This window comes from Roseibium sp. RKSG952, assembly GCF_009711355.1.
Map to the genome: position 1 here is coordinate 147,738 of NZ_SMMF01000956.1, position 23,670 is coordinate 171,407.

Consider the following 23,670-nt stretch of genomic DNA (forward strand, 5'->3'; position numbering starts at 1 on the left):
CAAACACCGCAGGTGCCGACAAAGAAGTCGCCACCCAGGCCCTGAATGCCGAGTTGCAGGACAAAGGGTTTCTGCTGACTTCGTCCGAAGACATCATCAACTGGGCGCGCACCGGTTCGCTGCACTGGATGACATTTGGTTTGGCCTGTTGCGCGGTTGAGATGATGCATACCTCGATGCCGCGTTATGATGCGGAACGGTTCGGCATCGCTCCACGTGCGTCCCCTCGTCAGTCAGATGTGATGATCGTGGCGGGAACACTGACCAACAAAATGGCCCCGGCGCTGCGCAAGGTTTACGACCAGATGCCCGAGCCGCGCTATGTGATCTCGATGGGATCCTGTGCGAATGGCGGTGGTTACTATCACTACTCCTATTCGGTCGTACGCGGTTGTGACCGCGTGGTGCCCGTAGACATTTACGTTCCGGGCTGTCCTCCAACTGCCGAGGCGCTGCTGTACGGCCTGATGCAGCTGCAACGCAAAATCCGCCGTACCGGCACTATCGTGCGCTGAGGAGAAAGCTGATGAGTGAAGCACTCAAAGAACTTGGCGCGCAGCTGGAATTGAAACGAGCCGATTGCGTTCTTTCATGGGACGTCACCCACGGAGAACTCAACGTTGATGTGGCACCTTCGAACCTGGTAGAATTCGTCGAATATCTGAAGGCTGATCGTACGTGCCAGTTTTCGACCCTCGTGGATATCACCGGTGTTGATTACCCTGAGCGTCCCAAGCGGTTCGATGTCGTCTATCACTTCCTGTCGATGTACCAGAACCAGCGGATTCGACTACGCGTGTCCATCCGCGAAGAGGACATGCTGCCCTCGATTGTTGAGGTTCACCCGTCGGCCAACTGGTTCGAACGCGAAGTATATGACATGTTCGGTATCCTGTTCTCGGGGCATCCGGATCTTCGGCGTATCCTGACGGACTATGGTTTCCGCGGTTATCCTTTGCGCAAGGACTTCCCGACAACCGGCTATACCGAGGTTCGCTATGACGAAGCGCAGAAGCGTGTGGTTTATGAACCCGTATCGCTGGTGCAAGAATACCGTCAGTTCGATTTCATGAGCCCTTGGGAAGGTGCGAACTACATTTTACCAGGGGATGAGAAGCAGGAGACCGAGTAATGGGTGGCATCTGGTGGCTGATCCTGTCTGCGCTGACCATCATTCCGATGGTGAAGATTTTGCCTTTCTTTGGGATCAACAAATACTGGTGTCTGCTCTGTTTGGTTCCCTTTGGCACGATCGCGTTGCTGTGGTGGGTCGGGCTTAAGCTACAAGAGTTGGAGCGCCGCTGAGATGCTGATGCTGGGGGAACTGATCGTAATTGGCGCACTGGGCGTGCTGCTGGCTGGGGCGGCAGCTAAGGCTGCTGAAGCCGAAAAGGTTCGCGTGCGGGCCGAAGCGAAAAAGAAACGGGGGCGTTGATGGACGGCTCAAGATACGATGACGGCAGCACGGACGCGCTGAGCGGAGAACAGAAGATCCGCAATTTTAACATCAACTTCGGCCCGCAACACCCTGCGGCGCATGGAGTTCTGCGTCTTGTGCTTGAGTTGGACGGTGAGATCGTCGAGCGCTGCGATCCGCATATCGGTCTGCTGCACCGTGGCACCGAAAAGTTGATGGAAAGCCGGACGTATCTGCAGAATCTGCCGTATTTCGACCGTCTCGACTACGTGGCGCCGATGAATCAGGAACATGCCTGGTGTCTGGCCATCGAGAAGCTGACGGGCGTGGAAGTGCCCCGGCGCGCCTCGTTGATCCGGGTCCTGTATTCCGAGATCGGCCGCATTCTGAACCACCTGCTGAACGTGACCACGCAGGCAATGGACGTTGGTGCACTGACGCCGCCTCTGTGGGGCTTTGAAGAGCGTGAAAAGCTGATGGTGTTCTATGAGCGCGCATGTGGTGCCCGCCTGCACGCAGCTTACTTCCGCCCCGGTGGCGTGCATCAGGACCTGCCGCCGGAATTGCTGGACGATATCGAAGCATGGAGCCATGAATTCCCTGCTGTGATGGATGACATTGACGGGCTGCTGACCGAAAACCGCATTTTTAAACAGCGCAACGCCGATATCGGCGTCGTGACCGAGGATGACATTCAGAAATACGGTTTCTCGGGCGTCATGGTTCGCGGTTCGGGCTTGGCATGGGACCTGCGCCGTGCGCAGCCCTATGAATGCTACGACGAGTTCGAGTTCCAGATTCCTGTCGGGAAGAATGGCGACTGCTATGATCGCTATCTGGTGCGGATGGAAGAGATGCGACAGTCGTTGCTGATCATCCGTCAGGCCATCGCCAAAATCCGCGAGTGCCCCGGAGATGTTCTGGCGCGCGGCAAGATCACCCCGCCGAAACGCTCGGACATGAAAACCTCGATGGAGAGCCTAATCCATCACTTCAAGCTTTATACCGAAGGCTTCCACGTCCCCGCGGGCGAAGTCTACGCCGCAGTAGAAGCACCCAAGGGCGAGTTCGGCGTTTATCTGGTCGCCGACGGCACCAACAAACCCTACCGCGCAAAACTGCGCGCGCCGGGGTTCCTGCACCTGCAAGCCATGGACCACGTCGCGAAAGGTCACCAACTGGCCGACGTCGCCGCCATTATTGGCACGATGGATGTTGTGTTTGGAGAGATCGACCGGTGATGAAGTGCGCTTTTGCCATAGGTCTAGGTGCGCTCGTCGCAGCGACGAACCTCGCCGCCGCGCCACATCCGACGGCGCAGGTACTTGAGGTTATGCGCGAAAGTGGTTGCCGACTGGAAACATCGGATGCCGAAGGTGCATTCGCTTCGCGTGGATTGACGCCAGAAGATGTCAGCGCTGTGATCAACAAATGGGCCGAACAAGGATTGGCCGGGCTGAATGGCTCGGTCTTTGAAATTGCACCGGCGATTTGTGGAGTGCATGGTTTGGCAGTTGAAGATTCCGAAGGGCGGGCGGATGCGCTGCTTGAATTTGTTCGACTGAACGGCTGCCGGATGGGAGAAGAAGAGGCTGACATCAAGTTGCGGCCTGCGGGCTTCTCCAAGGCCGAAACTCCGATACTCATCGATCACCTGATCGCCGAAGGCCGTGCCCGTCAGGAAGACCCATATATTATCGTGATTGGAGATGCCTGCTAATGCTGCGCCGTCTGCACCCCGAACAACCCGACAGCTTTGCTTTCACTGCTGCCAACCAGCAATGGGCCGAAGCGCAGATTACCAAGTACCCTGAAGGTCGTCAGGCCAGTGCGGTCATCCCGCTGCTCTGGCGTGCTCAGGAACAAGAGGGTTGGCTGAGCCGCCCGGCGATTGAATCTGTCGCCGACATGCTGGGGATGGCCTACATCCGGGTGCTTGAGGTTGCATCTTTCTACTTCATGTTCCAGCTGCAACCGGTTGGTTCGGTGGCACATATTCAGGTCTGCGGCACGACTTCCTGCATGATCTGCGGGGCTGAGGATCTGCTCGCGGTCTGCAAGGAAAAGATCGCGTCCAAACCGCATGAACTGTCCGCTGATGGCAAGCTGAGCTGGGAAGAAGTTGAATGTCTGGGCTCCTGCACCAACGCACCGATGGCACAGATCGGTAAGGACTATTACGAGGACCTGACTGCTGAGAGTTTTGGTAAAATCCTCGATGATCTGACATCTGGGAAGGTTCCGGTTCCGGGGCCGCAAAACGGTCGATATGCAGCGGAGCCACTGAAAGGTCTGACCAGCCTTGTTGAACATGACGCTGGCAAACCACGTTATAACGCGAGCGTAGAGCTGGCGACTGATCTGCACGACACGGTCAAGCGCATCGACGGAACCGAAGTTCCGATCCTGACCCCTTGGCTGGATAAAGATGGCAAACAAGCCGGCGCGAGTGCTGCGGCAAAACCTCCGAAAGCGCCAGAAGCTCCGAAGCCTGCGGTAAAACAGGCCGAAGAGGCAAAGAAAGCCAAATCTGAAGCCAAGGTCGAGGAAGATGCGCCCGAACTGTTGTCAGGGGCGCGGGATGGCAAGCCTGATGACCTCAAGCTGCTGAAAGGTGTCGGGCCAAAGCTGGAACAGACACTCAACGAGTTGGGTTTCTACCACTTTGATCAAGTTGCTGCCTGGACACCGTTGCAGGTGGCTTGGGTCGATGCGCGCCTGAAGTTCAAGGGTCGTATTGAGCGTGACGGCTGGATTGAACAAGCGGCCAAACTGGCGGCAGGTGAAGAAACCGAGTTCGCCAAGCGCGCTAAGGAAGACGGTACCTACGACGAGTAGGTCAAACAGGAATGAGTACGCCTGAAGGGGCACACAGACGAGATGGACCAAGACAAAGAACAGGCCATGGCCCGAAAAGGGCGCCATATCGGAGTGGTGATTGCCGTCACCATGTTGGCTTGGCTTGCGATGTCATTGTTCATCGGCCCTGCGCTGGGACTACCGGGGCGATATGCGCTGCTGTTCGATTTCGCCGCTCTGGGTGGTTTCGTTTATGCGGGCGTCAACATTTTTCAACTCTGGCGCATGCGTCAGGATAGCCAAAGGTAAGCTAACGATGCTGAAGGATCAGGACCGGATCTTTACCAACATCTACGGGATGCATGAGCGTACGCTGAAAGGCGCGCAAGCCCGGGGGCATTGGGACGGCACGGCTGGCCTGATCGGCAACGGGCGTGACTGGATTATCCAGACGATGAAGGACTCGGGACTGCGTGGTCGTGGCGGCGCGGGCTTCCCAACCGGTCTGAAATGGTCGTTCATGCCGAAAGAAAGCGATGGCCGTCCAGCTTATCTGGTTGTGAATGCTGACGAATCCGAGCCTGGAACCTGCAAAGACCGCGAGATCATGCGCCATGATCCACATACTCTGATCGAAGGCTGCCTGATCGCTTCCTTCGCGATGAATGCGCATACCTGCTATATCTATCTGCGCGGCGAGTACATCCGCGAGCGCGAGGCACTGCAGGCTGCGATCGACGAAGCTTATGACGCGGGTCTTTTGGGAAAGAACGCCGCTGGATCGGGCTGGGATTTCGACCTGTTCCTGCATCATGGTGCAGGGGCGTACATCTGCGGCGAAGAAACTGCTCTGATCGAAAGCCTTGAAGGCAAAAAGGGTATGCCGCGGATGAAGCCGCCGTTCCCGGCGGGGGCAGGGCTCTATGGCTGCCCAACTACTGTGAACAACGTCGAATCCATTGCGGTTGTACCGACCATCCTGCGCCGGGGCGCCGACTGGTTCGCAGGCTTTGGTCGTCAGAACAACGCGGGCACCAAGTTGTTTGCCATCTCAGGCCACGTGAATAACCCGTGCGTGGTGGAAGAGGCGATGTCGATCCCGTTCGAGCAACTGATCGAAACTCATTGCGGCGGCATTCGTGGTGGTTGGGACAATCTGCTGGCTGTGATCCCCGGAGGCTCGTCAGTGCCATGTGTGCGTGGCGAAGATATGCGAGACGCGATCATGGATTTCGACCATCTGCGCAATGACCTGGGATCGGGTCTTGGAACAGCGGCGGTGATCGTCATGGACAAGTCCACCGACATCATCAAAGCGATCTGGCGGCTATCGAAGTTCTACAAACACGAAAGCTGCGGCCAATGTACGCCATGCCGCGAAGGTACTGGTTGGATGATGCGCGTGATGGACCGTCTGGTGCGTGGTGAGGCCGAACTTGAAGAGATCGACATGTTGTTCGATGTGACCAAGCAGGTCGAAGGTCACACAATCTGTGCTCTGGGTGATGCTGCGGCCTGGCCGATCCAGGGCCTGATCCGTAATTTCCGGGAAGAGATCGAGGACCGCATCAAGGCTCAGAAATCGGGCCGCATGGGTGCGATGGCAGCGGAGTAAGTCCAATGGAGTTGTTCGCCGAATATTCCCACGCAATCGCCTCGCTGGTGATTTTTACCCTGATCGTGTTGTTACTGTCGCCTTTCTCGGCACTTGCAAAGGCCAGCAAAGGTCTGGCCCCCGGTGCGACGCCTGATCAGGACTATTCGGAAAAGGCTTATCGCCTAAACCGCGCTTACCTTAACGGAACTGAAACCCTGCCAGCGTTTCTGACCGTCACTGTGGCCGCGATTTTGCTGGGGGCTAGCCCGTTCTGGGTGAACCTGCTTGCTTCTATAGCGTTGGTTGCACGAGTAGTGATGTTGATCGTCCATATTCGTGGGGTCGGCAAACCGCACAGCGGGCTACGATCGGTTCTCTATGTCATTGGATGGGCTTGCATGATGGTGTTGGGGGTGATGGCACTGGTGGCCTCGTTTTGAATTGGGACAGAATACGTTGTAACACCGGTCGGGAAAAACGACTGACTGTTACTAAAGGGTATCTGGGGATACGGAAATGAATAAAAATACTCTTGTTATTGGGGTGTTAGTAGCGACAACGCTGGTCGCTTCGTGCGGCAAATCGAAGAGCGAACGGGTTCTGTTCGATGGGCAAGCCTTCCGCGCCAAAGCCAGCTATGTAGATAAGAAAGTGTCGCGCGCCGATTTTACTGTCACGATCAACGGCGTTTCGGCGTCCCTGGACGGAGCGCGTGAGGCGGGGCGGTATGAGGGCACCCGGTTCTGCATTCAGAACTTTGGCACGTCCAAAATCGTGTGGAAAGTGGGGCCGGAGACTGAACCCCAGAATCTGCGTATCGACAATGACAAGCTGACATTTGCAGGTACCTGCCAAAGACCATGAGCAAAGTTATCGCATATCAGCGCATGGCCTCGGTGTCGTTATTGCATAGCAATGCCTCGGTGCTTCGTCTTGGGAGACCCAAGACGAAAGGAAATACCATGTCTTTTGTGAAAACGATTGCTCTCGCCACTCTGATGGCGGTACCGGTTGCGGCCGAAGCGAAACCCCCTTTGCGCGATGTCAAAGAGATCGACAATGAACTCTATTACATCGCGATCGCAAATGAGATTTCCGAGTACTGCCCATCAATCAGCGGGCGCAGGATGAAAGCAATCGGTGTGATCTGGGGACTGAAATCCAAAGCCAACAAGCTGGGATACTCGGACAAGGAAATCCGGGCCTATGTGGACTCGGATGCTGAAAAGGCACGTATGCGATCCATGGGCGAGGCGTATCTGGCCCAGCATGGTGTGACCTACGAGAATCCCGAAACCTTCTGTACTTTGGGACGCGCGGAAATCGAAAGAAACAGCGCCATTGGCGTTTATTTGAGGGCGAACTAGACCATGTCTGACCTCCGCAAGATCAATATCGACGGGCAGGAAATCGAAGTCGACGGCGCAATGACCCTGATCCAGGCCTGTGAACAGGCCGGGGTTGAAGTGCCGCGCTTTTGCTACCACGAACGCCTGTCGATTGCCGGTAACTGCCGGATGTGTCTGGTGGAGGTCGTTGGCGGCCCGCCCAAGCCTGCGGCGTCTTGCGCGATGCAGGTGCGTGATTTGCGACCGGGGCCTGAAGGGCAGGCGCCGGTGGTCAAGACAAACTCTCCCATGGTCAAAAAGGCTCGTGAGGGTGTGATGGAGTTTCTGCTCATCAACCACCCGCTCGACTGTCCGATCTGCGATCAGGGTGGCGAATGCGACTTGCAGGATCAGGCCATGGCTTATGGTGTGTCGGGGTCGCGTTTCAAAGAAGCAAAGCGCGCGGTTGATGATCTGGATTTGGGACCGCTTGTTGGCACCGCGATGACACGCTGCATCAGTTGTACCCGCTGTGTAAGGTTCACGACCGAGGTGGCCGGGATCACACAGATGGGTCAGACCGGGCGTGGAGAAGACGCTGAGATTACCTCGTATCTCAACGAAACGCTGCAATCGAATTTGCAGGGCAATATCATTGATCTGTGTCCAGTTGGCGCACTGACGTCGAAGCCCTATGCCTTCACTGCGCGTCCGTGGGAGCTGACCAAAACCGAATCCATCGATGTGATGGATGCTTTGGGCTCGAATATCCGTGTGGATACCAAGGGCCGCGAAGTGATGCGCTTTCTGCCGCGCAACCACGACGGCGTGAATGAAGAATGGATCAGCGACAAGACCCGTTTTGTCTGGGATGGTCTGCGGCGTCAGCGGTTGGACCGTCCTTACGTGCGAGAGAACGGCAAGTTGCGCCCGGCCACCTGGCCCGAAGCGTTGAACAAAGCAGCTGACGCATTGAAAGGGGCTGAGAAGCCTGCCGGGATTGTTGGTGATCTGGCTCCGGTCGAAGCTATCTTTGCGCTGAAACAGATGATCGAAGGGCAGGGTGGCGTAGTTGAATGCCGCACTGACGGAGCTAAACTGCCCGCAAGCAACCGGGGCGCCTATGCCGGCACCGCCGCCATCGAAGACATAGATACTGCTGAGCGTATCCTGTTGATCGGGACCAACCCGAGAGATGAGGCACCGGTTCTGAACGCACGCATCCGCAAAGCATGGGCCCATGGTGCTGACATTGCTTTGGTCGGTCCGGCTGTCGATCTGACCTACGATTACCATCATGTTGGCGATGACCGCGCTGCCCTGCAGAAAGTGGTCGACATGGGCGGTGATGACCAGATCAAGGGAAAATCCTCGCTGGTCGTTGTGGGTCAAGGTGCATTGCAAGAAGCCGATGGCGCAGCTGTTCTGGCTGCTGCGCAAACCATCGCTGCAAATACAGAAAGCGGCCTGATCGTTCTGCATACAGCCGCTGCTCGCGTTGGTGCGATGGATGTTGATGCCACCAATGCAGGCGGTATGGAGGCGATCAGCGCTGCGGATGTGATCTATAATCTGGGCGCGGACGAAGTCGAAATCGGCGAAGGTGCCTTTGTGATCTATCAGGGCAGCCATGGTGATCGCGGTGCGCACCGCGCTGATGTAATCCTGCCTGCTGCTGCCTATACGGAAGAGAACGGTCTTTTCGTGAACACCGAAGGGCGTCCGCAGCTGGCTATGCGCGCTGGGTTCGCACCGGGTGAGGCCAAGGAAAACTGGGCTATCCTGCGGGCCTTGTCCGCCGAACTGGGGGCGACATTGCCCTTCGACTCGCTGGCGCAGCTGCGTAGCGCTCTGATCGAGGCAGTGCCCCATTTGGCGCGTATCGACGAAGTGATCGAGAACGAGGTGCAACCGCTCGAGGCCGGATCGCTAGGCAAGGCAACGTTCCGAAATGCGATCAAAGACTTCTATCTGACCAACCCGATAGCACGAGCCTCTCAGTTGATGGCAGAGCTATCGGCGCAAGCTCAGGCACTTAAAACCGACAGGATCGCGGCAGAATGATGCGACCCGTTTCAATATTGCGCGCCCGCGCAATCCCGACGACCCACGGTGTGAGGACCAATGGCTGAATTCTTTAACACCCCAGGCGGAATAGCCCTCATCATTCTGGCGCAAGTGCTTGCAGTTGTTGCGTTCGTGATGATCTCGCTGTTGTTCCTTGTTTACGGCGACCGCAAGATCTGGGCGGCGGTTCAGATGCGCCGGGGCCCGAACGTTGTGGGCGTCTATGGCTTGCTTCAATCAGTGGCTGACGCGCTGAAATATGTGGTTAAAGAGGTCGTCATTCCTGCGGGTGCTGACCGAACGGTTTTCATCCTTGCACCGTTGACATCCTTCGTTCTGGCGATGATCGCCTGGGCTGTGATCCCATTCAATGACGGCTGGGTGCTGTCAGATATCAACGTCGCCATTCTGTACGTCTTCGCCGTATCCTCGTTGGAAGTTTATGGCGTAATTATGGGCGGTTGGGCGTCGAACTCAAAGTACCCGTTCCTCGGATCTCTGCGCTCTGCCGCGCAGATGATCTCTTACGAGGTTTCGATTGGCCTGATCATTATTGGCGTGATCATCTCGACCGGATCGATGAATTTCGGGCATATCGTCGAAGCGCAAGACGGCCGCTTTGGCTTCTTCAGCTGGTACTGGCTGCCGCATTTCCCGATGGTTTTCCTTTTCTTCATCTCAGCCCTGGCTGAGACCAACCGCCCGCCGTTCGATCTACCCGAGGCGGAATCGGAACTGGTGGCCGGTTATCAGGTCGAATACTCGGCCACGCCCTTCCTGCTGTTCATGGCGGGTGAATACATTGCGATTTTCCTGATGTGCGCGCTCACCACGCTGCTGTTCTTCGGCGGTTGGCTGTCGCCGATCCCGGGCCTGCCTGATGGCGTGCTGTGGATGGTTGCGAAGATGGCGTTCTTCTTCTTCCTCTTCGCGATGGTCAAGGCGATCACACCCCGCTACCGCTATGACCAGCTGATGCGTCTGGGTTGGAAAGTGTTCCTGCCATTCTCGCTGGCCTGGGTGGTCTTCGTGGCCTTTGCGGCGAAATTCGACTGGTTCTGGGGCGCGTTTGCGCGTTGGAGTGTGGGCTGATGGAGCGGAAGATACGACACGTTTTTACCGCGCTCACTGCGCTTACCTTTTTGAACGTAGCAGCCTACGCCGCCGAAACTGAACCGGGCGAAGCAAGGAATTTGCTAGATGTTGCCCACGAGATTTGCGTGCCTGAGTTCAAAACTGTGTTTCAATTCGATGAAGGTTTTCAGGACTTCCTCGCAAATGAACTAGGGCAAAAATACCCGCTCGTATCTGCTGAGCAGCATCTAGCTTTTGATAAATACGTCATTGGATCCGTGATAAACGCCAAGCAACTCGGAGATATGACAGCTTACATAGATGCTCTGAAGAACGGAAAAACAATCTCGGACACGACGCGCGAAAAGTCGTCGGCATTGTTGAGCTTGGTAGAGTGCCTCCGAATAACAACGGATGACGAAAAGCGTCTTGCAGAGTTCATCGATGTGGGTGTGGAGGCTGGAAATCTACCCAGCCATGTTAACGTAGAATCCCTGCTTTCTGCGCAAAACAGTGCGGAGTGTATGTACACGATTGAAGCTGGTCGCAGGGTTTTGGCAGTGGATGCAAGCGCTGCAGATGTGAGCGATCAAGTTCAGTTCATTCTCGAAGATACCGCTGGCCGTTGCGAGAAGGATTTCTAGGACATGACACAAATTGACTATACGCGTGCCGCCAAATATTTCCTTCTGCAGGACTTCTGGGTCGGCATGAAGCTGGGGCTGAAGTATTTCTTCGCCCCCAAGGCCACCGTGAACTACCCGCATGAAAAGGGCCCTCTGTCCCCACGGTTCCGTGGTGAACACGCCTTGCGCCGCTATCCGAACGGTGAGGAACGCTGCATCGCTTGCAAACTGTGCGAAGCGGTCTGCCCGGCACAAGCCATCACCATCGACGCCGAACCGCGCGAGGACGGCAGCCGCCGCACCACGCGCTATGACATCGACATGACGAAATGCATCTATTGCGGTTTCTGTCAGGAGGCCTGTCCGGTCGATGCCATCGTCGAAGGCCCGAATTTCGAATTCGCCACCGAGACCCGCGAAGAGCTGTTCTACGACAAGGAAAAGCTGTTGGAGAACGGTGAACGCTGGGAAGCCGAAATCGCCCGCAATCTGGAAATGGACGCGCCGTATCGCTGATGGGAACCTGGGGACCACATAGCTTTGAGAACGACACCGCGTCGGACTTGTTGGATCAAATCCGTGGTTACGAACAGCCAGTGGATCAGGCCGAGGCTGTGCGTGAGAGCTTTGGTAGCGTTTTTTCGGTGGCGGACGGATACCTTGACGCTGATGAGGCATCGGCTGCAGTGGCAGGGGCCGAAATTGTGGCATCGGCGCTGGGGCAACCGCGGAACGGAACGACAGCGCCCTTTGATCTCGCGGCTTCGTTCAAATTCTACGACGATACAATCGGCATGGCTCTTGCAGCTGTAACGCGTGTCACGGCGGGCGAGTCTGAATTGGCAGAACTATGGGATGAGACGGACGAAGCCGACACTTGGCGGGACAGTATTACCGATCTTACAAGCCGCCTGCTGACTGCCGCCGCAGCTCACAATCTGAACCCTAACTTTATTCCGGCGGAACCTGAAGCACATCCGGAACACACGTTGCGCACCGAGGTTGAGCAAGTCTACGACGACATGATGTCGGAGATTGAACGTATCGCGGACAGCGGTGCCGGGGACGCTCAGGTCGAAGTTCTGCGCCATCTCGTGCGCAAGATGAACCTGATCCACAAGGATATCACAAATATGCGGTACTTTGTTGTCGACAGCCTCGAGGCTTTGACTGACCGTATCGACGGTCTGGAGAAGAAGCTGTGATGACCGATGACAATAACCCCTTTGCTGCGATGATGAAGCAGGCTCAGGATATGGCCAAGGCGATGAATCCGGCGATGGAGAATTTCTCGCCCAAAGGGTTCGAGGCGTTGTGGCCGACTATGCCGAAAGAAGTCATGGAGATGATGTTCGGCAACACCGTCAACAAGGACGGACTGGATGCCAAGACCCGGCTTTTGCTGACTCTGGCCGGGCTGACTTGTCAGGGCGCGCAAGCAGACTCGGCAGTGCGTCAGACCGTGCGCCACGCGTTGGAGGCTGGTGCCAAGAAACAAGAGATCGTGGAAACGATCGGTCAGATGTCGGTCTTTGCCGGCATCCCGGCCATGACCCGCGCGCTGGATCTGGCGCAAGAGGTCATGGGTGACAACGAGGATGAGGATCAATGACCGTCTTTGCCTTTTATCTGTTTGCCATCAGCGCGATTACCGGCGGGCTGTTCACGGTGATCAGCCGTCAGCCGGTGCACTCGGTGCTGTGGCTGATCCTGTCCTTTCTATCCGCGGCCGGGTTGTTCGTGCTGCTGGGGGCGGAGTTCGTGGCCATGCTGCTGATCATCGTCTACGTGGGCGCGGTCGCGGTTCTGTTCCTCTTCGTTGTGATGATGCTGGATGTCGACTTTGCCGAGCTAAAGGCTGAGATGGCGCGCTATATGCCGCTGGCCCTGCTGATCGGTCTGGTCATCCTGATGCAGTTTGTCATGGCCTTTGGCGCATGGGACAGCGCGCAGGGCGCGGCAGCCAATCTGGCTCAGCCAACCCCGGCTGACCGCCACAACACTGAGGCGCTGGGTGTCATTCTTTACGATCAATACTTCCTTCTGTTTCAGCTTGCGGGTCTGATCCTGCTGGTGGCCATGATCGGCGCAATCGTTCTGACGCTACGCCACCGTCAGGACATCAAACGTCAGGACATCGTCGGCCAGATGATGCGTGATCCGGCCAAGGCGATGGAGCTGAAGGACGTGAAACCGGGGCAGGGACTTTGAGACGATGATCGGACTTGAACACTATCTTACGGTCGCGGCGACGCTGTTCGTCATCGGCATCTTCGGTCTCTTCCTGAACCGCAAGAACGTCATCATCCTGCTGATGAGCATCGAATTGATGCTTCTGGCGGTGAATATCAACCTCGTGGCGTTTTCCAGTTTCCTCGGCGATCTCGTCGGGCAGGTGTTCACGCTGTTCGTGCTGACTGTTGCGGCGGCCGAGGCGGCGATCGGGCTGGCCATTCTGGTCTGCTTCTTCCGCAACCGCGGCACCATCGCGGTTGAAGACGTCAATATGATGAAGGGGTAAGAGAATATGGAAACCACCATCCTCTTTGCCCCGTTGGTGGGCGCGCTGCTCTGCGGGTTCGGCTGGAAGTTCATTGGCGAGAAAGCCGCCATGTGGACCGCGACAGGTCTGCTGTTTCTGGCTTGTCTGCTGTCGTGGATCGTGTTCTTTACCTTCGACGGCGTGACCCAACAGATCGAAATCATGCGCTGGATCGAGAGCGGATCGCTGTCGACAAGCTGGGCCGTTCGCCTGGACCGTCTGACCGCAATCATGCTGATCGTGGTAACGACTGTTTCCGCGCTCGTTCACCTCTATTCCTTCGGCTACATGGATCACGATCCGCAATGGCGTGAGGGCGAGAGCTATAAGCCGCGCTTCTTTGCCTATCTGTCCTTCTTCACCTTCGCGATGCTGATGCTGGTGACGGCGGATAATCTGGTTCAGATGTTCTTTGGCTGGGAAGGCGTCGGCGTCGCGTCTTATCTGCTGATCGGGTTCTACTATCGCAAACCATCTGCAAACGCGGCCGCAATCAAGGCGTTTGTCGTCAACCGGGTCGGCGACTTTGGCTTTGCGCTGGGGATTTTCGCGCTGTTCTTCCTGACGGACAGCATCAACTTCTCGGACATCTTTGCATCAGCGCCTGCACTTGCAGAAGAGAAGTTGCACTTCCTTTGGGGAGAGTGGACTGCGATTGAGGTGATCTGCGTGCTGCTGTTCATCGGCGCGATGGGTAAATCTGCGCAATTGATCCTGCACACCTGGTTGCCGGACGCGATGGAAGGCCCGACGCCTGTATCGGCGCTGATCCACGCTGCGACCATGGTTACTGCGGGTGTGTTCCTTGTTTGTCGAATGTCTCCGTTGTTCGAGTTCGCACCCGGCGCAGCTGGTTTCGTGACCGTTCTGGGCGCGACTACTGCATTCTTTGCGGCAACCGTGGGGTTGGTTCAAACCGACATCAAACGCGTGATTGCCTATTCGACCTGTTCGCAGTTGGGCTACATGTTTGTTGCGGCTGGCGTCGGCATGTATTCGGCCGCCATGTTCCACCTGTTCACCCACGCCTTCTTTAAGGCGTTGTTGTTCCTTGGCGCCGGTTCGGTAATCCACGCGATGCATCACGAGCAGGAGATGACCGAGTATGGCGGGTTGCGGAAAAAGATTCCTTATACCTTCTGGGCCATGATGATCGGGACACTCGCGATCACTGGCGTCGGCATTCCGCTAACGACAATCGGGTTCGCCGGGTTCCTTTCCAAGGATGCGATCATCGAGAGCGCATATGCAGGTGGTTCGGCTTATGGCTTCTGGCTGTTGGTGATCGCGGCTGCATTCACCTCGTTCTACAGCTGGCGCCTGATCTTCCTGACGTTTTATGGTGAGCCGCGCGGAGACAAGCACACTCATGACCACGCGCATGAAAGCCCGATGGTTATGCTGGTGCCTTTGGGCGTGCTGTCTCTGGGTGCAGTTTTCGCCGGCATGATCTGGTACAGTAACTTCTTTGGTCACGCGGACAAGGTTGGTAAGTTCTACGGCATTCCCGTTGCTGAAGCGTCAGAACATGCCGAAGCCGGTGATCATGGCAAGGCCGAAGGGCATGGTGACGAAGCGGCACATGGCGACACCGCGCATGCAGATGATAGCCATGCCGATGACGCTGCGCATGGCGACAAGGATGCGAAAGAGGGCTATCACCACTACGTATTCGCCGGTGAGCCGGGTGAAGGCGCGATCTATATCGCTCCAGACAACCATGTGCTGGACGACGCGCATGCGGCCCCGAAATGGGTAAAGGTTTCGCCGTTTGCCGCGATGCTGCTGGGCTTTGTCATCGCTTACTGGTTCTACATCAAAAATACTGCGTTGCCCGCGCGTCTGGCTGCAAACCAGCGTCCGCTGTACCTGTTCCTGCTCAACAAGTGGTATTTTGACGAAATCTACGATGCGGTCTTTGTCAAACCAACCGTTGCGTTGGGCCGTTTCCTTTGGAAGCGCGGCGATGGCAACGTGATCGATGGCTTCCTGAATGGAGTAGCAATGGGGGTTGTTCCCTTCTTTACCCGTCTCGCTGGCAAGGCGCAGACCGGGTACATCTTTACTTACGCCTTCTGGATGGTTCTGGGCATCGCAGCCCTTGTCACCTGGATGTCGATCGGCGGAGGCGCACACTAATGGATAACATCCTCTCCATTGTTACGTTCATCCCCGCCATTGCGGCAGCTCTTATGGCGTTGTTCCTGCATGGGGATGACGAGGCGGCGCAGAAAAACGCCAAGTGGATCGCGTTGCTGGCGACGACAGTGACTTTCCTGGTCTCGATTGGGATCTACACGGACTTTGACCCCTCCAACACCGGCTTCCAGATGGTGGAAGAAGGCCAGTGGCTGATGGGGCTGAAATACAAGATGGGTGTGGATGGTATCAGCGTCCTGTTCGTACTGCTGACCACCTTCATCATGCCATTGACCATTCTGGCCAGCTGGGAAGTGACCGATCGCGTCAAAGAGTACATGATCGCCTTCCTGCTGCTTGAAACGCTGATGCTGGGCGTATTCATGGCGCTTGATCTGGTGCTGTTCTACCTGTTCTTCGAGGCAGGTCTGATCCCGATGTTCCTGATCATCGGTATCTGGGGTGGCAAAGATCGTATCTATGCCAGCTTCAAGTTCTTCCTCTACACCTTCCTCGGCTCGGTACTGATGCTGGTGGCGATGGTTGCGATGTACTCGGATGCGGGTACCACGGATATCGAGGCGTTGATGCACCATCAGTTCTCGTCCGAAGGCTTCAGTGTGCTGGGCATCTATGTGGTAGGTGGCCTGCAAACCCTGATGTTCCTCGCCTTCTTTGCCAGCTTTGCGGTGAAAATGCCGATGTGGCCGGTTCACACTTGGTTGCCGGATGCCCACGTGCAGGCGCCAACCGCCGGGTCGGTCGTACTGGCGGCAATCCTGCTGAAAATGGGGGGCTATGGTTTCCTGCGGTTCAGCCTGCCGATGTTCCCGGTGGGATCGGCGGTCATGACAGATGTCGTGCTGTGGATGTCGGCAATCGCCGTGGTCTACACCTCACTTGTCGCGCTGGTGCAGGAGGATATGAAAAAGCTGATTGCCTACTCCTCGGTCGCGCATATGGGTTTTGTGACCATGGGTATTTTTGCAGCCAATCAGCAGGGTATCGATGGTGCAATCTTCCAGATGCTCAGCCACGGTTTCATCTCAGCCGCGCTCTTCCTTTGTGTCGGTGTGATCTATGACCGGATGCACACGCGCGATATCGAGGCTTATGGCGGTCTGGTGATCCGGATGCCCGCCTATGCGCTGGTCTTTATGCTTTTCACCATGGCCAATGTTGGCTTGCCGGGCACCAGCGGGTTCATTGGCGAATTCCTGACGTTGATGGGCACGTTCCAGGTTAACACCTGGGTGACCGCAGTCGCGGCAACGGGTGTTATTTTCTCGGCAGCATATGCGCTGTGGCTTTATCGGCGGGTGGTCTTTGGCGATCTGATCAAGGAAAGCCTCAAGTCGATCACCGATATGAGTTCGCGTGAGCGGCTGATCTTCGCGCCGCTGATCCTGATGACCATTTTGCTTGGGGTATATCCATCTCTGGTTACGGATGTGATCGGGAACTCTACCGCAGCGCTGATTTCGAACTATGACACGGCTCTGGCCGCGGCTGAGGCTGCGACCCAGGTCGCCTCGCACTAAGGGAGCTTTGGAGACATGATCCAAGCTGATCTGAATGTAATCCTGCCGGAGATTGTTCTGGCGATCTATGCGATGGTGGCGCTGCTTGGGGCTGTCTATACAACCAAGGATGCGCTGGCGCCTGTGCTGGTCTGGACGACGGCGGGCCTTATGGCGCTGTTGTCCTTCTGGATCGTGACAAATGGTGCCGGTACACGTGTAGCTTTCAACGGCATGTTCGTCGATGATGGGTTCGCCCGGTTTGCGAAAGTGGCGATCCTGCTCTCTGCTGCGGCGGTTCTGGTGATGAGCCAAGACTACATGACCCGCCGCGATCTGCTGCGCTTTGAGTATCCGTTGCTTGTGGCACTTGCAGCCGTTGGCATGATGATGATGGTCAGCGCAGGTGATCTGATGTCGCTCTACATGGGGCTGGAGCTGCAATCGCTGTCGCTCTACGTTGTGGCAGCATTGCGGCGCGATAGCGCGAAGTCGACCGAAGCGGGCCTGAAGTATTTTGTGCTGGGCGCACTCAGCTCGGGTCTGCTGCTGTATGGTGCGTCGCTGGTATATGGTTTCACCGGCACCACCCTGTTTTCGGGCATCGTCCAGACGGTTCATCACGGCGAAGTGTCGTTGGGGCTGCTGTTCGGGTTGATCTTCCTGATTTCGGGCTTGGCCTTCAAAGTTTCGGCTGTTCCGTTCCACATGTGGACACCGGATGTGTATGAGGGATCGCCAACGCCGATCACCGCTTTCTTTGCGACAGCACCCAAAGTGGCAGCAATGGCCCTGTTTGCGCGTTTGCTGCATGACGCCTTTGGAGGCGTGGTGCAGGACTGGCAGCAGGTGATTGTGCTGTTGTCTGTGTTGTCGATGCTGCTTGGCGCCGTTGCCGCGATTGGGCAGCGGGACATCAAGCGGCTGATGGCTTTCTCGTCGATTGCACATATGGGATACGCCCTGATCGGTCTTGCTGCAGGAACCGAGCTGGGGATCAAGGCCATGCTGATGTATCTGGCGATTTACGTCACGATGAACATCGGTACGTTTGCCTTCATCCTGATGATGGAACGAGACGGGAAGCCGGTGACGGATATCGACGCGCTGCGCCAGTTCGCGAAACGCGATCCGGGCAAGGCTCTGGCGGTTCTAATCCTGATGTTCAGCCTCGCCGGTGTTCCGCCGATGCTGGGCTTTTTCGCCAAGTTCGGTGTCTGGCAGGCGGGTATCGATGCTGGTCTGACCGGATTGGTTATCGTTTCTGCAATTTCTTCGGTCATCGGTGCGTTCTACTATTTGCGGATCGTTTTCTACATGTACTTCGGTGCTGAAAACGAAGACCCGATCGAGACCAATCCTTCTCCGGTCCTGTGGGTCGCTCTGATGGGATCAGCAGCGCTGATGTTGATCGGTGTATTCTATCAGTTCGGTATCGAAGGGGCAGCTGCGGCTGCGGCGGTCACACTTGTCAACTAAAACGACCCAACTCAAGCAAAAGGGGGCTCGGTCAATGGACCGGGCCTTTTTGACGTGAACGACTGGCCAAGTGGATATGGACTGCACGTCGTGCAGGAGGTGGACAGCACCCTGAACGAGGCTGCGCGCATTGCGCCCACGGCGCAGGGGCCAGTCTGGATCATGGCCCATCACCAGACGGCGGCGCGTGGTCGGCGGGGACGGGCCTGGGCCAACCCCAAGGGAAACCTGGCTGCAACATTGCTGCTACGTCCACAGGGCAACCCCGAGCAGGCTGCCCTTCGCAGCTTCGTTGCTGCACTTGCGTTGTTTGATGCATGCGTCGCTGTGACAGGTCGCGCTAGTGGTCTGTCGTTGAAATGGCCGAATGATGTCCTGCTGAATGGTGGCAAGCTGGCAGGAATTCTGCTGGAAAGCACCGGGCATGGGCGAGGCGTCTCACATTTGTCGATCGGGATCGGGGTTAATCTGGCCGAAGCCCCGGGTGCGGACATGGTCGAGGTTGGGGCTGTCCGCCCGGTCTCACTACTGTCGGAAACCGGTGCGCATGTCACGCCCGAGGACTTTTTGACGGAACTTGCGGCTGCTTATGCCCGGTATGAGACGCAGTTTGTAACCTATGGTTTCGAACCAATACGGACTGCCTGGCTCTCGCGGGCGGCACGGTTGGGGGAGGTCATCACCGCGCGTACCGCAGCGTCGGAAACGGTCGGGACCTTTGAAACGGTGGACGCAGGGGGCAACCTTGTCCTAAACACCGCCAAAGGCCGCGTCAGCATTCCCGCGGCGGATGTGTTTTTCTGAAAGGGGCGCAGATGCTTCTGGCAATCGATTGCGGCAACACCAATACCGTTTTCTCGATCTGGGACGGCGAGACATTCCTGTGCACCCTGCGTACCTCGACGCACCACGCGCGTACTGCCGATGCCTATTTCACGTGGTACTCGACGCTGGTCAAACACTATGGGATCGAAGCGGATATCACTGATGTGATTATTGCCTCGACCGTACCGCGTGTTGTGTTCAACCTGCGCGTTTTCGCGGATCGTTTCTTTGGTTGTCGACCTCTGGTGGTCGGTAAACCTGAATGTCTGTTGCCCGTGAATCCCCGTATCGACGAAGGGACAGTGCCCGGCCCGGATCGCTTGGCAAATGCCGCCGGTGCGTTTGATCGCCATGGTGGCAATGTCGTCGTGGTTGACTTTGGAACCGCCACGAATTTCGACGTTGTTGCGGCGGATGGGGCGTATGTTGGTGGCATCATCGCACCGGGTGTGAACCTGAGCCTTGAGGCGCTGCACCAGGGGGCCGCTGCGTTGCCCCATATCGACATCACCCGGCCGGAAAAAGTGATTGGCACAAATACGGTTGGCTGCATCCAGTCCGGCGTGTATTGGGGCTATTCCGGGCTGATCGAGGGGCTGATTTCCCGCATCAAGGCTGAATATGGAATGCCGATGAAAGTCGTTGGAACCGGTGGGCTGGCGCCTTTGTTCGATCAGGCCGACGTGGGGTTCGACGCAATCGAAGATGATCTGACGATGCACGGTCTGACTGTGATACATCGCTATAACAAGGATAATGGCTCGACATGAGCAGCGAACGACTGATCTACCTGCCGCTGGGCGGCGCAGGCGAAATTGGCATGAACGCCTATGTTTATGGCTATGGCAAACCGGGGCAGGAGCGTTTGATCCTTGTGGATCTCGGTGTGGCATTCCCCGACATGGATACCTCGCCGGGGGTGGATCTCATCTTTACGGACATCAGTTGGTTGAAAGAGCGGGCCGATCGTCTGGAGGCGATTTTTATCACCCACGCGCATGAAGATCATATTGGTGCTGTAGCACATTGCTATGAGGCGCTGGGGGCACCGGTTTACGCACGCGCATTCACGGCGAATATCGCGCGTCGAAAAATGGATGAACATGGCCATCCAGTCGAAGCTGTTCGCACAGCGTCATCTTGGCCAGAGCAGATCGAGGCGGGGCCGTTCACAGTTGGTTTCCTGCCTGTTTCGCACTCGATCCCCGAAAGTGCCGGGCTGGTGATCGACACGCCAAGTGGACGGGTTGTGCATACGGGTGACTTCAAGCTGGACGCAGACCCGATTGTGGGCGAGCCTTTTGACCCGGATCTGTGGGCCGAAGTGGCAAAATCTGGTGTTAAGGCATTGGTTTGCGACAGCACGAACGTCTTCTCAAAACATCCGGGGCGCTCGGAATCCGATGTCGGACCTGAAATCACAAGGTTGGTTGAAGAGGCCGAGGGCATGGTCATTGCGACCACCTTTGCTTCGAACGTGGCGCGTGTGAAAACTCTGGCAGAGGCGGGGGCAAAGGCCGGCCGCTCGGTTGTTCTGTTAGGGCGCGCTATGCGTCGTATGATTGAGGCGGCTACTGAGACAGGCATTCTGACGGATTTTCCGCGTGTGATCAGTGCGGAAGAAGCGCTGGATTTGCCGCGTCAAAACCTGATGTTGATCGTGACCGGCAGTCAGGGCGAACGCCGTGCCGCGAGCGCGCAGTTGGCACGTGGAAAGTATCGCGGGCTTGAGGTCAAGGATGGTGACCTTTTCCTGTTCTCTTCCAAAACGATCCCCGGAAATGAACGCGGTGTGATCCGTATCATGAACCAGTTAAGCGAGAAGGGCGTGGATGTCGTAGATGACAGTTCGGGCCTTTATCACGTTTCCGGTCACGCCAACCGCCCGGACCTAGAAAAGGTTCATGCTCTTGTCGACCCTCAGATGGTGATCCCGATGCATGGCGAACACCGCCATCTGCGCGAACACGCCAAGTTGGCCGAGGCTGCAGGTCGAACAGGTATTCTGGCGGTTAATGGTACGATGCTGGATCTGACCGGCAACGTGCCACAAGTCGTCGACTATATTGAAACGGGCCGGACCTACTTGGACGGCACCGTCAAAATTGGTGCGCTGGATGGTGTTGTACGCGACCGCATTCGGATGGCGCTGAACGGGCATGTGACGATCACAGTTATTCTGGATGAAGAAGACGAACCACTGGGCGAGCCGTGTTGCGACACGATGGGTCTGCCTGAAACAGGTACCTCGCGCGCAGCATTGATCGAAGTGCTGGAAGAAGATCTGAACCAGTTCCTGATGCGGGCAGAGGCAAAAACTCTGCGCGATGACGACAAGTTGGAGGAAGGCTTGCGCCGGATTGCCCGCCAAAGTGCGCAGGTGGAAATCGGCAAAAAGCCCGAGGTGACTGTCGTTATCAGCAGGATGCGCTAACCGACCATCCCGGCTATCCGGTCTCCGGCATCGGGTAGCCTTTGAGCTGTAGAAACAGGCTCGCCTCTTCGTTGTTCAAAAAGAACGGAACCGTCTCCGGCGGGGTGCGATCTGCAGCACGCGCGGCAACTTCGGCCAGAACAACCTCGGTGATGAAAGGCAGATCGAAGTTGCGCGCCTCGTGCAGTTTGATCCACTGCAGATGGGACAGTTCGTCCGACGCATGGGTGAAATCGTCCAGATCGCCCTGAATGGCTTCGGCATCTACCAGAAAGAACCGCGCATCAAAGCGACGTGGTCGTCCCGGTGGTGTGACTGCACGGAACACGAATTGCAAACCTTCGGCGGAAGGAACAAACCCCATGTCCGCGAAAGACTGCCAATCGGCTGGCAAGGCACCTGACCATTGGCCCGGTTGTCCCAGCACCAGCCCGGTTTCCTCCCATAATTCGCGAATTGCAGCCGCTGCCAAGGCGTTCTGCAATCCTTCCGGTGATTTCTCAGCCAGCCGTTGATGACAAATGTCGGGTAGGGCAGTGGCCAAAGGAACTTCGGCATCTGCAGGGTCAACGGCACCGCCGGGGAACACAAACTTGTTCGGCATAAAGGCCGCAGAGGCGCCGCGCTGCCCCATCAGGATTGCCGGGTCGCTCTGGCGGTTGCGCAGAACGATTACAGTCGCGGCATTGCGAATTGCGGTCTTGTCGATGGTCATGTCCCCTCCGCTCTGGTGGAAGGGATCAGTCGGTTTTATCGAAACCGTGCATCCGGCGTGCCCACTGATAGGCAACGACGACTCCCTTTAGCCTCGGCAGAAGGTACAGCGACAGTGCGACGCAGCCAACCGAGAACATCAGGGCCATCGTCAAAGGATCGGGTCGCCAGTGCACATATGAGACATGCAGCGCTGGCGCCAGCAAGTGACCCACGATCAGGATAGTCAAATAGGCGGGCCCGTCATCGGCGCGATGATGGAACAATTCCTGACCGCAGTTTGAGCAATTGTCGTTTACTTTCAGATAGCTGTGCAAAAGCTTACCCTTGCCGCAATTAGGGCAACGGCATTTGAAACCTTTAACTACAGCTGGCCATGTCGGACGTTCGTCTTCCGTAATGGTTTCGATAGTCTGATCTGTCATCTTGATACTCGCGCGTTCGAATTGGGCTGATACTGCTATTGTTTTGGGCTGTATAAAAGGGGGGTGCGTCGCTTTGCGGCGGGTGGACTGCAACACGCGCTCTCACACAAACCTACAAAAAATTCTCTCTGGTGGCGACGGAAATCCACTGGCGCTGCGTTTGAATAGGTATGAGCAGCGGCACTGGGCCGCCAAAAAAGGGAAGAATGTTATGAAAAGTGCAACGTTTATGTCCGCTATCGTTCTGTCTGCAGTTGCTATCACGGGCACAACAGCCCTGGCGAAAGGGCAAGGCGATCGCGAGCCGGTCACTTTCCAGCAGCTTGATGCCAATGGTGATGGTCAGGTGACCAAAGAAGAAATGCAGGCGCATCGCACCCAGAGATTCATCAATGCTGACACCAACGGTGATGGTCAGCTGAGTGTCGAGGAGATGCAGGCGGCTGCCCAGAAAAAAGCCAGTGACCGCGTGACAAAGATGTTTGAAAAGCATGATGCCAACAGCGATGGTTACCTGAGCGAAGACGAGCTGCCGAAACCGCGCCGCGCCGGCAAGATGTTTGACCGGATCGACGCAGATGGCAACGGATCGATCTCGGAACAGGAATTCGCCGATGCAAAAGATAAGATGGGTCGGCACAAGAAGAAGCGTGATAATGCGGGTTCAGACAGCAACTGATGCAG

Annotated in this window: 29 protein-coding genes; 27 read left to right on the forward strand and 2 right to left on the reverse strand. The window is 56.6% G+C overall.

Annotated elements, in window-relative coordinates:
- The 26 genes from E1297_RS49310 to E1297_RS38285 all read left to right on the forward strand — a co-directional run.
- Positions 1-515: NADH-quinone oxidoreductase subunit B family protein (locus tag E1297_RS49310; protein WP_305793823.1), on the forward strand; the 515-nt coding region annotated here is incomplete at its 5' end.
- 11 nt (positions 516-526) lie between these two features.
- Positions 527-1,132: an NADH-quinone oxidoreductase subunit C gene (locus tag E1297_RS38175; protein WP_155147502.1), complete on the forward strand. Its 606-nt coding sequence runs from the start codon at positions 527-529 to the stop codon at positions 1,130-1,132.
- Positions 1,132-1,305: a hypothetical protein gene (locus E1297_RS49315; protein WP_010442775.1), complete on the forward strand. Its 174-nt coding sequence runs from the start codon at positions 1,132-1,134 to the stop codon at positions 1,303-1,305. Before E1297_RS38175 ends, E1297_RS49315 begins: the two co-directional genes overlap by 1 nt.
- A gap of 7 nt (positions 1,306-1,312) precedes the next feature.
- Positions 1,313-1,435, forward strand: a complete 123-nt coding sequence (locus E1297_RS50875) for a hypothetical protein (protein ID WP_256372809.1) — start codon at positions 1,313-1,315, stop codon at positions 1,433-1,435.
- A complete protein-coding gene (locus tag E1297_RS38180; protein WP_196223495.1) occupies positions 1,435-2,658 on the forward strand; it encodes an NADH-quinone oxidoreductase subunit D in 1,224 nt (407 codons plus the stop codon). Before E1297_RS50875 ends, E1297_RS38180 begins: the two co-directional genes overlap by 1 nt.
- Entirely contained in the window at positions 2,658-3,137 is a 480-nt protein-coding gene (locus E1297_RS38185) for a hypothetical protein (RefSeq protein WP_155147506.1), read from the forward strand. Before E1297_RS38180 ends, E1297_RS38185 begins: the two co-directional genes overlap by 1 nt.
- Complete coding sequence (gene nuoE, locus E1297_RS38190) at positions 3,137-4,255, forward strand: NADH-quinone oxidoreductase subunit NuoE (RefSeq protein ID WP_155147508.1); 1,119 nt, start codon at positions 3,137-3,139, stop codon at positions 4,253-4,255. Before E1297_RS38185 ends, nuoE begins: the two co-directional genes overlap by 1 nt.
- A gap of 42 nt (positions 4,256-4,297) precedes the next feature.
- Positions 4,298-4,525: a DUF5337 domain-containing protein gene (locus E1297_RS38195; RefSeq protein ID WP_155147510.1), complete on the forward strand. Its 228-nt coding sequence runs from the start codon at positions 4,298-4,300 to the stop codon at positions 4,523-4,525.
- A 7-nt stretch (positions 4,526-4,532) separates the two neighbouring features.
- Positions 4,533-5,831: an NADH-quinone oxidoreductase subunit NuoF gene (nuoF, locus tag E1297_RS38200; protein ID WP_058279630.1), complete on the forward strand. Its 1,299-nt coding sequence runs from the start codon at positions 4,533-4,535 to the stop codon at positions 5,829-5,831.
- A 5-nt stretch (positions 5,832-5,836) separates the two neighbouring features.
- Positions 5,837-6,253 carry an MAPEG family protein gene (locus E1297_RS38205; protein WP_155147514.1) on the forward strand — a complete coding sequence of 139 codons (417 nt, stop codon included), beginning with the start codon at positions 5,837-5,839 and terminating at the stop codon, positions 6,251-6,253.
- Positions 6,254-6,329: 76 nt separating this feature from the next.
- Positions 6,330-6,677, forward strand: a complete 348-nt coding sequence (locus E1297_RS38210) for a hypothetical protein (RefSeq protein WP_155147515.1) — start codon at positions 6,330-6,332, stop codon at positions 6,675-6,677.
- Positions 6,678-6,775: 98 nt separating this feature from the next.
- On the forward strand, positions 6,776-7,180 hold the full coding sequence (locus E1297_RS38215) for a DUF5333 domain-containing protein (protein WP_209016248.1): 405 nt from the start codon (positions 6,776-6,778) through the stop codon (positions 7,178-7,180).
- Between the two features lie 3 nt (positions 7,181-7,183).
- Positions 7,184-9,205 carry an NADH-quinone oxidoreductase subunit NuoG gene (nuoG, locus tag E1297_RS38220; protein WP_155147518.1) on the forward strand — a complete coding sequence of 674 codons (2,022 nt, stop codon included), beginning with the start codon at positions 7,184-7,186 and terminating at the stop codon, positions 9,203-9,205.
- 60 nt (positions 9,206-9,265) lie between these two features.
- Positions 9,266-10,300, forward strand: a complete 1,035-nt coding sequence (nuoH, locus tag E1297_RS38225; protein WP_155147520.1) for an NADH-quinone oxidoreductase subunit NuoH — start codon at positions 9,266-9,268, stop codon at positions 10,298-10,300.
- Positions 10,300-10,926 carry a hypothetical protein gene (locus E1297_RS38230; protein WP_155147521.1) on the forward strand — a complete coding sequence of 209 codons (627 nt, stop codon included), beginning with the start codon at positions 10,300-10,302 and terminating at the stop codon, positions 10,924-10,926. The genes nuoH and E1297_RS38230 overlap by 1 nt, the downstream gene beginning before the upstream one ends.
- A 3-nt stretch (positions 10,927-10,929) precedes the next feature.
- A complete protein-coding gene (nuoI, locus tag E1297_RS38235) occupies positions 10,930-11,424 on the forward strand; it encodes an NADH-quinone oxidoreductase subunit NuoI (RefSeq protein ID WP_155147523.1) in 495 nt (164 codons plus the stop codon).
- Entirely contained in the window at positions 11,424-12,113 is a 690-nt protein-coding gene (locus tag E1297_RS38240) for a DUF4259 domain-containing protein (RefSeq protein WP_155147525.1), read from the forward strand. The genes nuoI and E1297_RS38240 overlap by 1 nt, the downstream gene beginning before the upstream one ends.
- Positions 12,113-12,520 carry a carboxymuconolactone decarboxylase family protein gene (locus E1297_RS38245; RefSeq protein ID WP_155147527.1) on the forward strand — a complete coding sequence of 136 codons (408 nt, stop codon included), beginning with the start codon at positions 12,113-12,115 and terminating at the stop codon, positions 12,518-12,520. The genes E1297_RS38240 and E1297_RS38245 overlap by 1 nt, the downstream gene beginning before the upstream one ends.
- Positions 12,517-13,119, forward strand: coding sequence for an NADH-quinone oxidoreductase subunit J (locus E1297_RS38250; protein ID WP_155147529.1), 603 nt, complete (start codon positions 12,517-12,519; stop codon positions 13,117-13,119). The genes E1297_RS38245 and E1297_RS38250 overlap by 4 nt, the downstream gene beginning before the upstream one ends.
- 4 nt (positions 13,120-13,123) lie before the next feature.
- Positions 13,124-13,429 carry an NADH-quinone oxidoreductase subunit NuoK gene (nuoK, locus tag E1297_RS38255; protein WP_005984024.1) on the forward strand — a complete coding sequence of 102 codons (306 nt, stop codon included), beginning with the start codon at positions 13,124-13,126 and terminating at the stop codon, positions 13,427-13,429.
- Between the two features lie 6 nt (positions 13,430-13,435).
- Entirely contained in the window at positions 13,436-15,589 is a 2,154-nt protein-coding gene (gene nuoL / locus E1297_RS38260; protein WP_155147531.1) for an NADH-quinone oxidoreductase subunit L, read from the forward strand.
- The gene (locus tag E1297_RS38265; protein WP_155147533.1) at positions 15,589-17,130 is read left to right on the forward strand and encodes an NADH-quinone oxidoreductase subunit M; all 1,542 of its coding nucleotides are present in this window, start codon (positions 15,589-15,591) and stop codon (positions 17,128-17,130) included. Before nuoL ends, E1297_RS38265 begins: the two co-directional genes overlap by 1 nt.
- Before the next feature lie 15 nt (positions 17,131-17,145).
- Positions 17,146-18,588 carry an NADH-quinone oxidoreductase subunit NuoN gene (gene nuoN / locus E1297_RS38270; RefSeq protein WP_155147535.1) on the forward strand — a complete coding sequence of 481 codons (1,443 nt, stop codon included), beginning with the start codon at positions 17,146-17,148 and terminating at the stop codon, positions 18,586-18,588.
- 54 nt (positions 18,589-18,642) lie between these two features.
- Positions 18,643-19,392 (forward strand): biotin--[acetyl-CoA-carboxylase] ligase, encoded by a 750-nt coding sequence (locus E1297_RS38275; protein WP_209016249.1) that lies wholly within the window; start codon positions 18,643-18,645, stop codon positions 19,390-19,392.
- Between the two features lie 11 nt (positions 19,393-19,403).
- Positions 19,404-20,183 (forward strand): type III pantothenate kinase, encoded by a 780-nt coding sequence (locus E1297_RS38280; protein WP_155147537.1) that lies wholly within the window; start codon positions 19,404-19,406, stop codon positions 20,181-20,183.
- On the forward strand, positions 20,180-21,847 hold the full coding sequence (locus E1297_RS38285; RefSeq protein WP_155147538.1) for a ribonuclease J: 1,668 nt from the start codon (positions 20,180-20,182) through the stop codon (positions 21,845-21,847). The genes E1297_RS38280 and E1297_RS38285 overlap by 4 nt, the downstream gene beginning before the upstream one ends.
- Positions 21,848-21,860: 13 nt before the next feature.
- Here the strand turns inward: E1297_RS38285 and E1297_RS38290 are convergent, their stop codons facing one another.
- A complete protein-coding gene (locus E1297_RS38290) occupies positions 21,861-22,562 on the reverse strand; it encodes an NUDIX hydrolase (protein ID WP_155147540.1) in 702 nt (233 codons plus the stop codon).
- A 25-nt stretch (positions 22,563-22,587) separates the two neighbouring features.
- Positions 22,588-22,986 (reverse strand): DUF983 domain-containing protein, encoded by a 399-nt coding sequence (locus E1297_RS38295; RefSeq protein WP_155147542.1) that lies wholly within the window; start codon positions 22,984-22,986, stop codon positions 22,588-22,590.
- An 82-nt stretch (positions 22,987-23,068) separates the two neighbouring features.
- Here E1297_RS38295 and E1297_RS38300 point away from each other — a divergent pair, with 82 nt between their 5' ends.
- Entirely contained in the window at positions 23,069-23,665 is a 597-nt protein-coding gene (locus E1297_RS38300) for an EF-hand domain-containing protein (protein WP_368669814.1), read from the forward strand.
- The last annotated feature ends 5 nt before the right edge of the window (positions 23,666-23,670 follow it).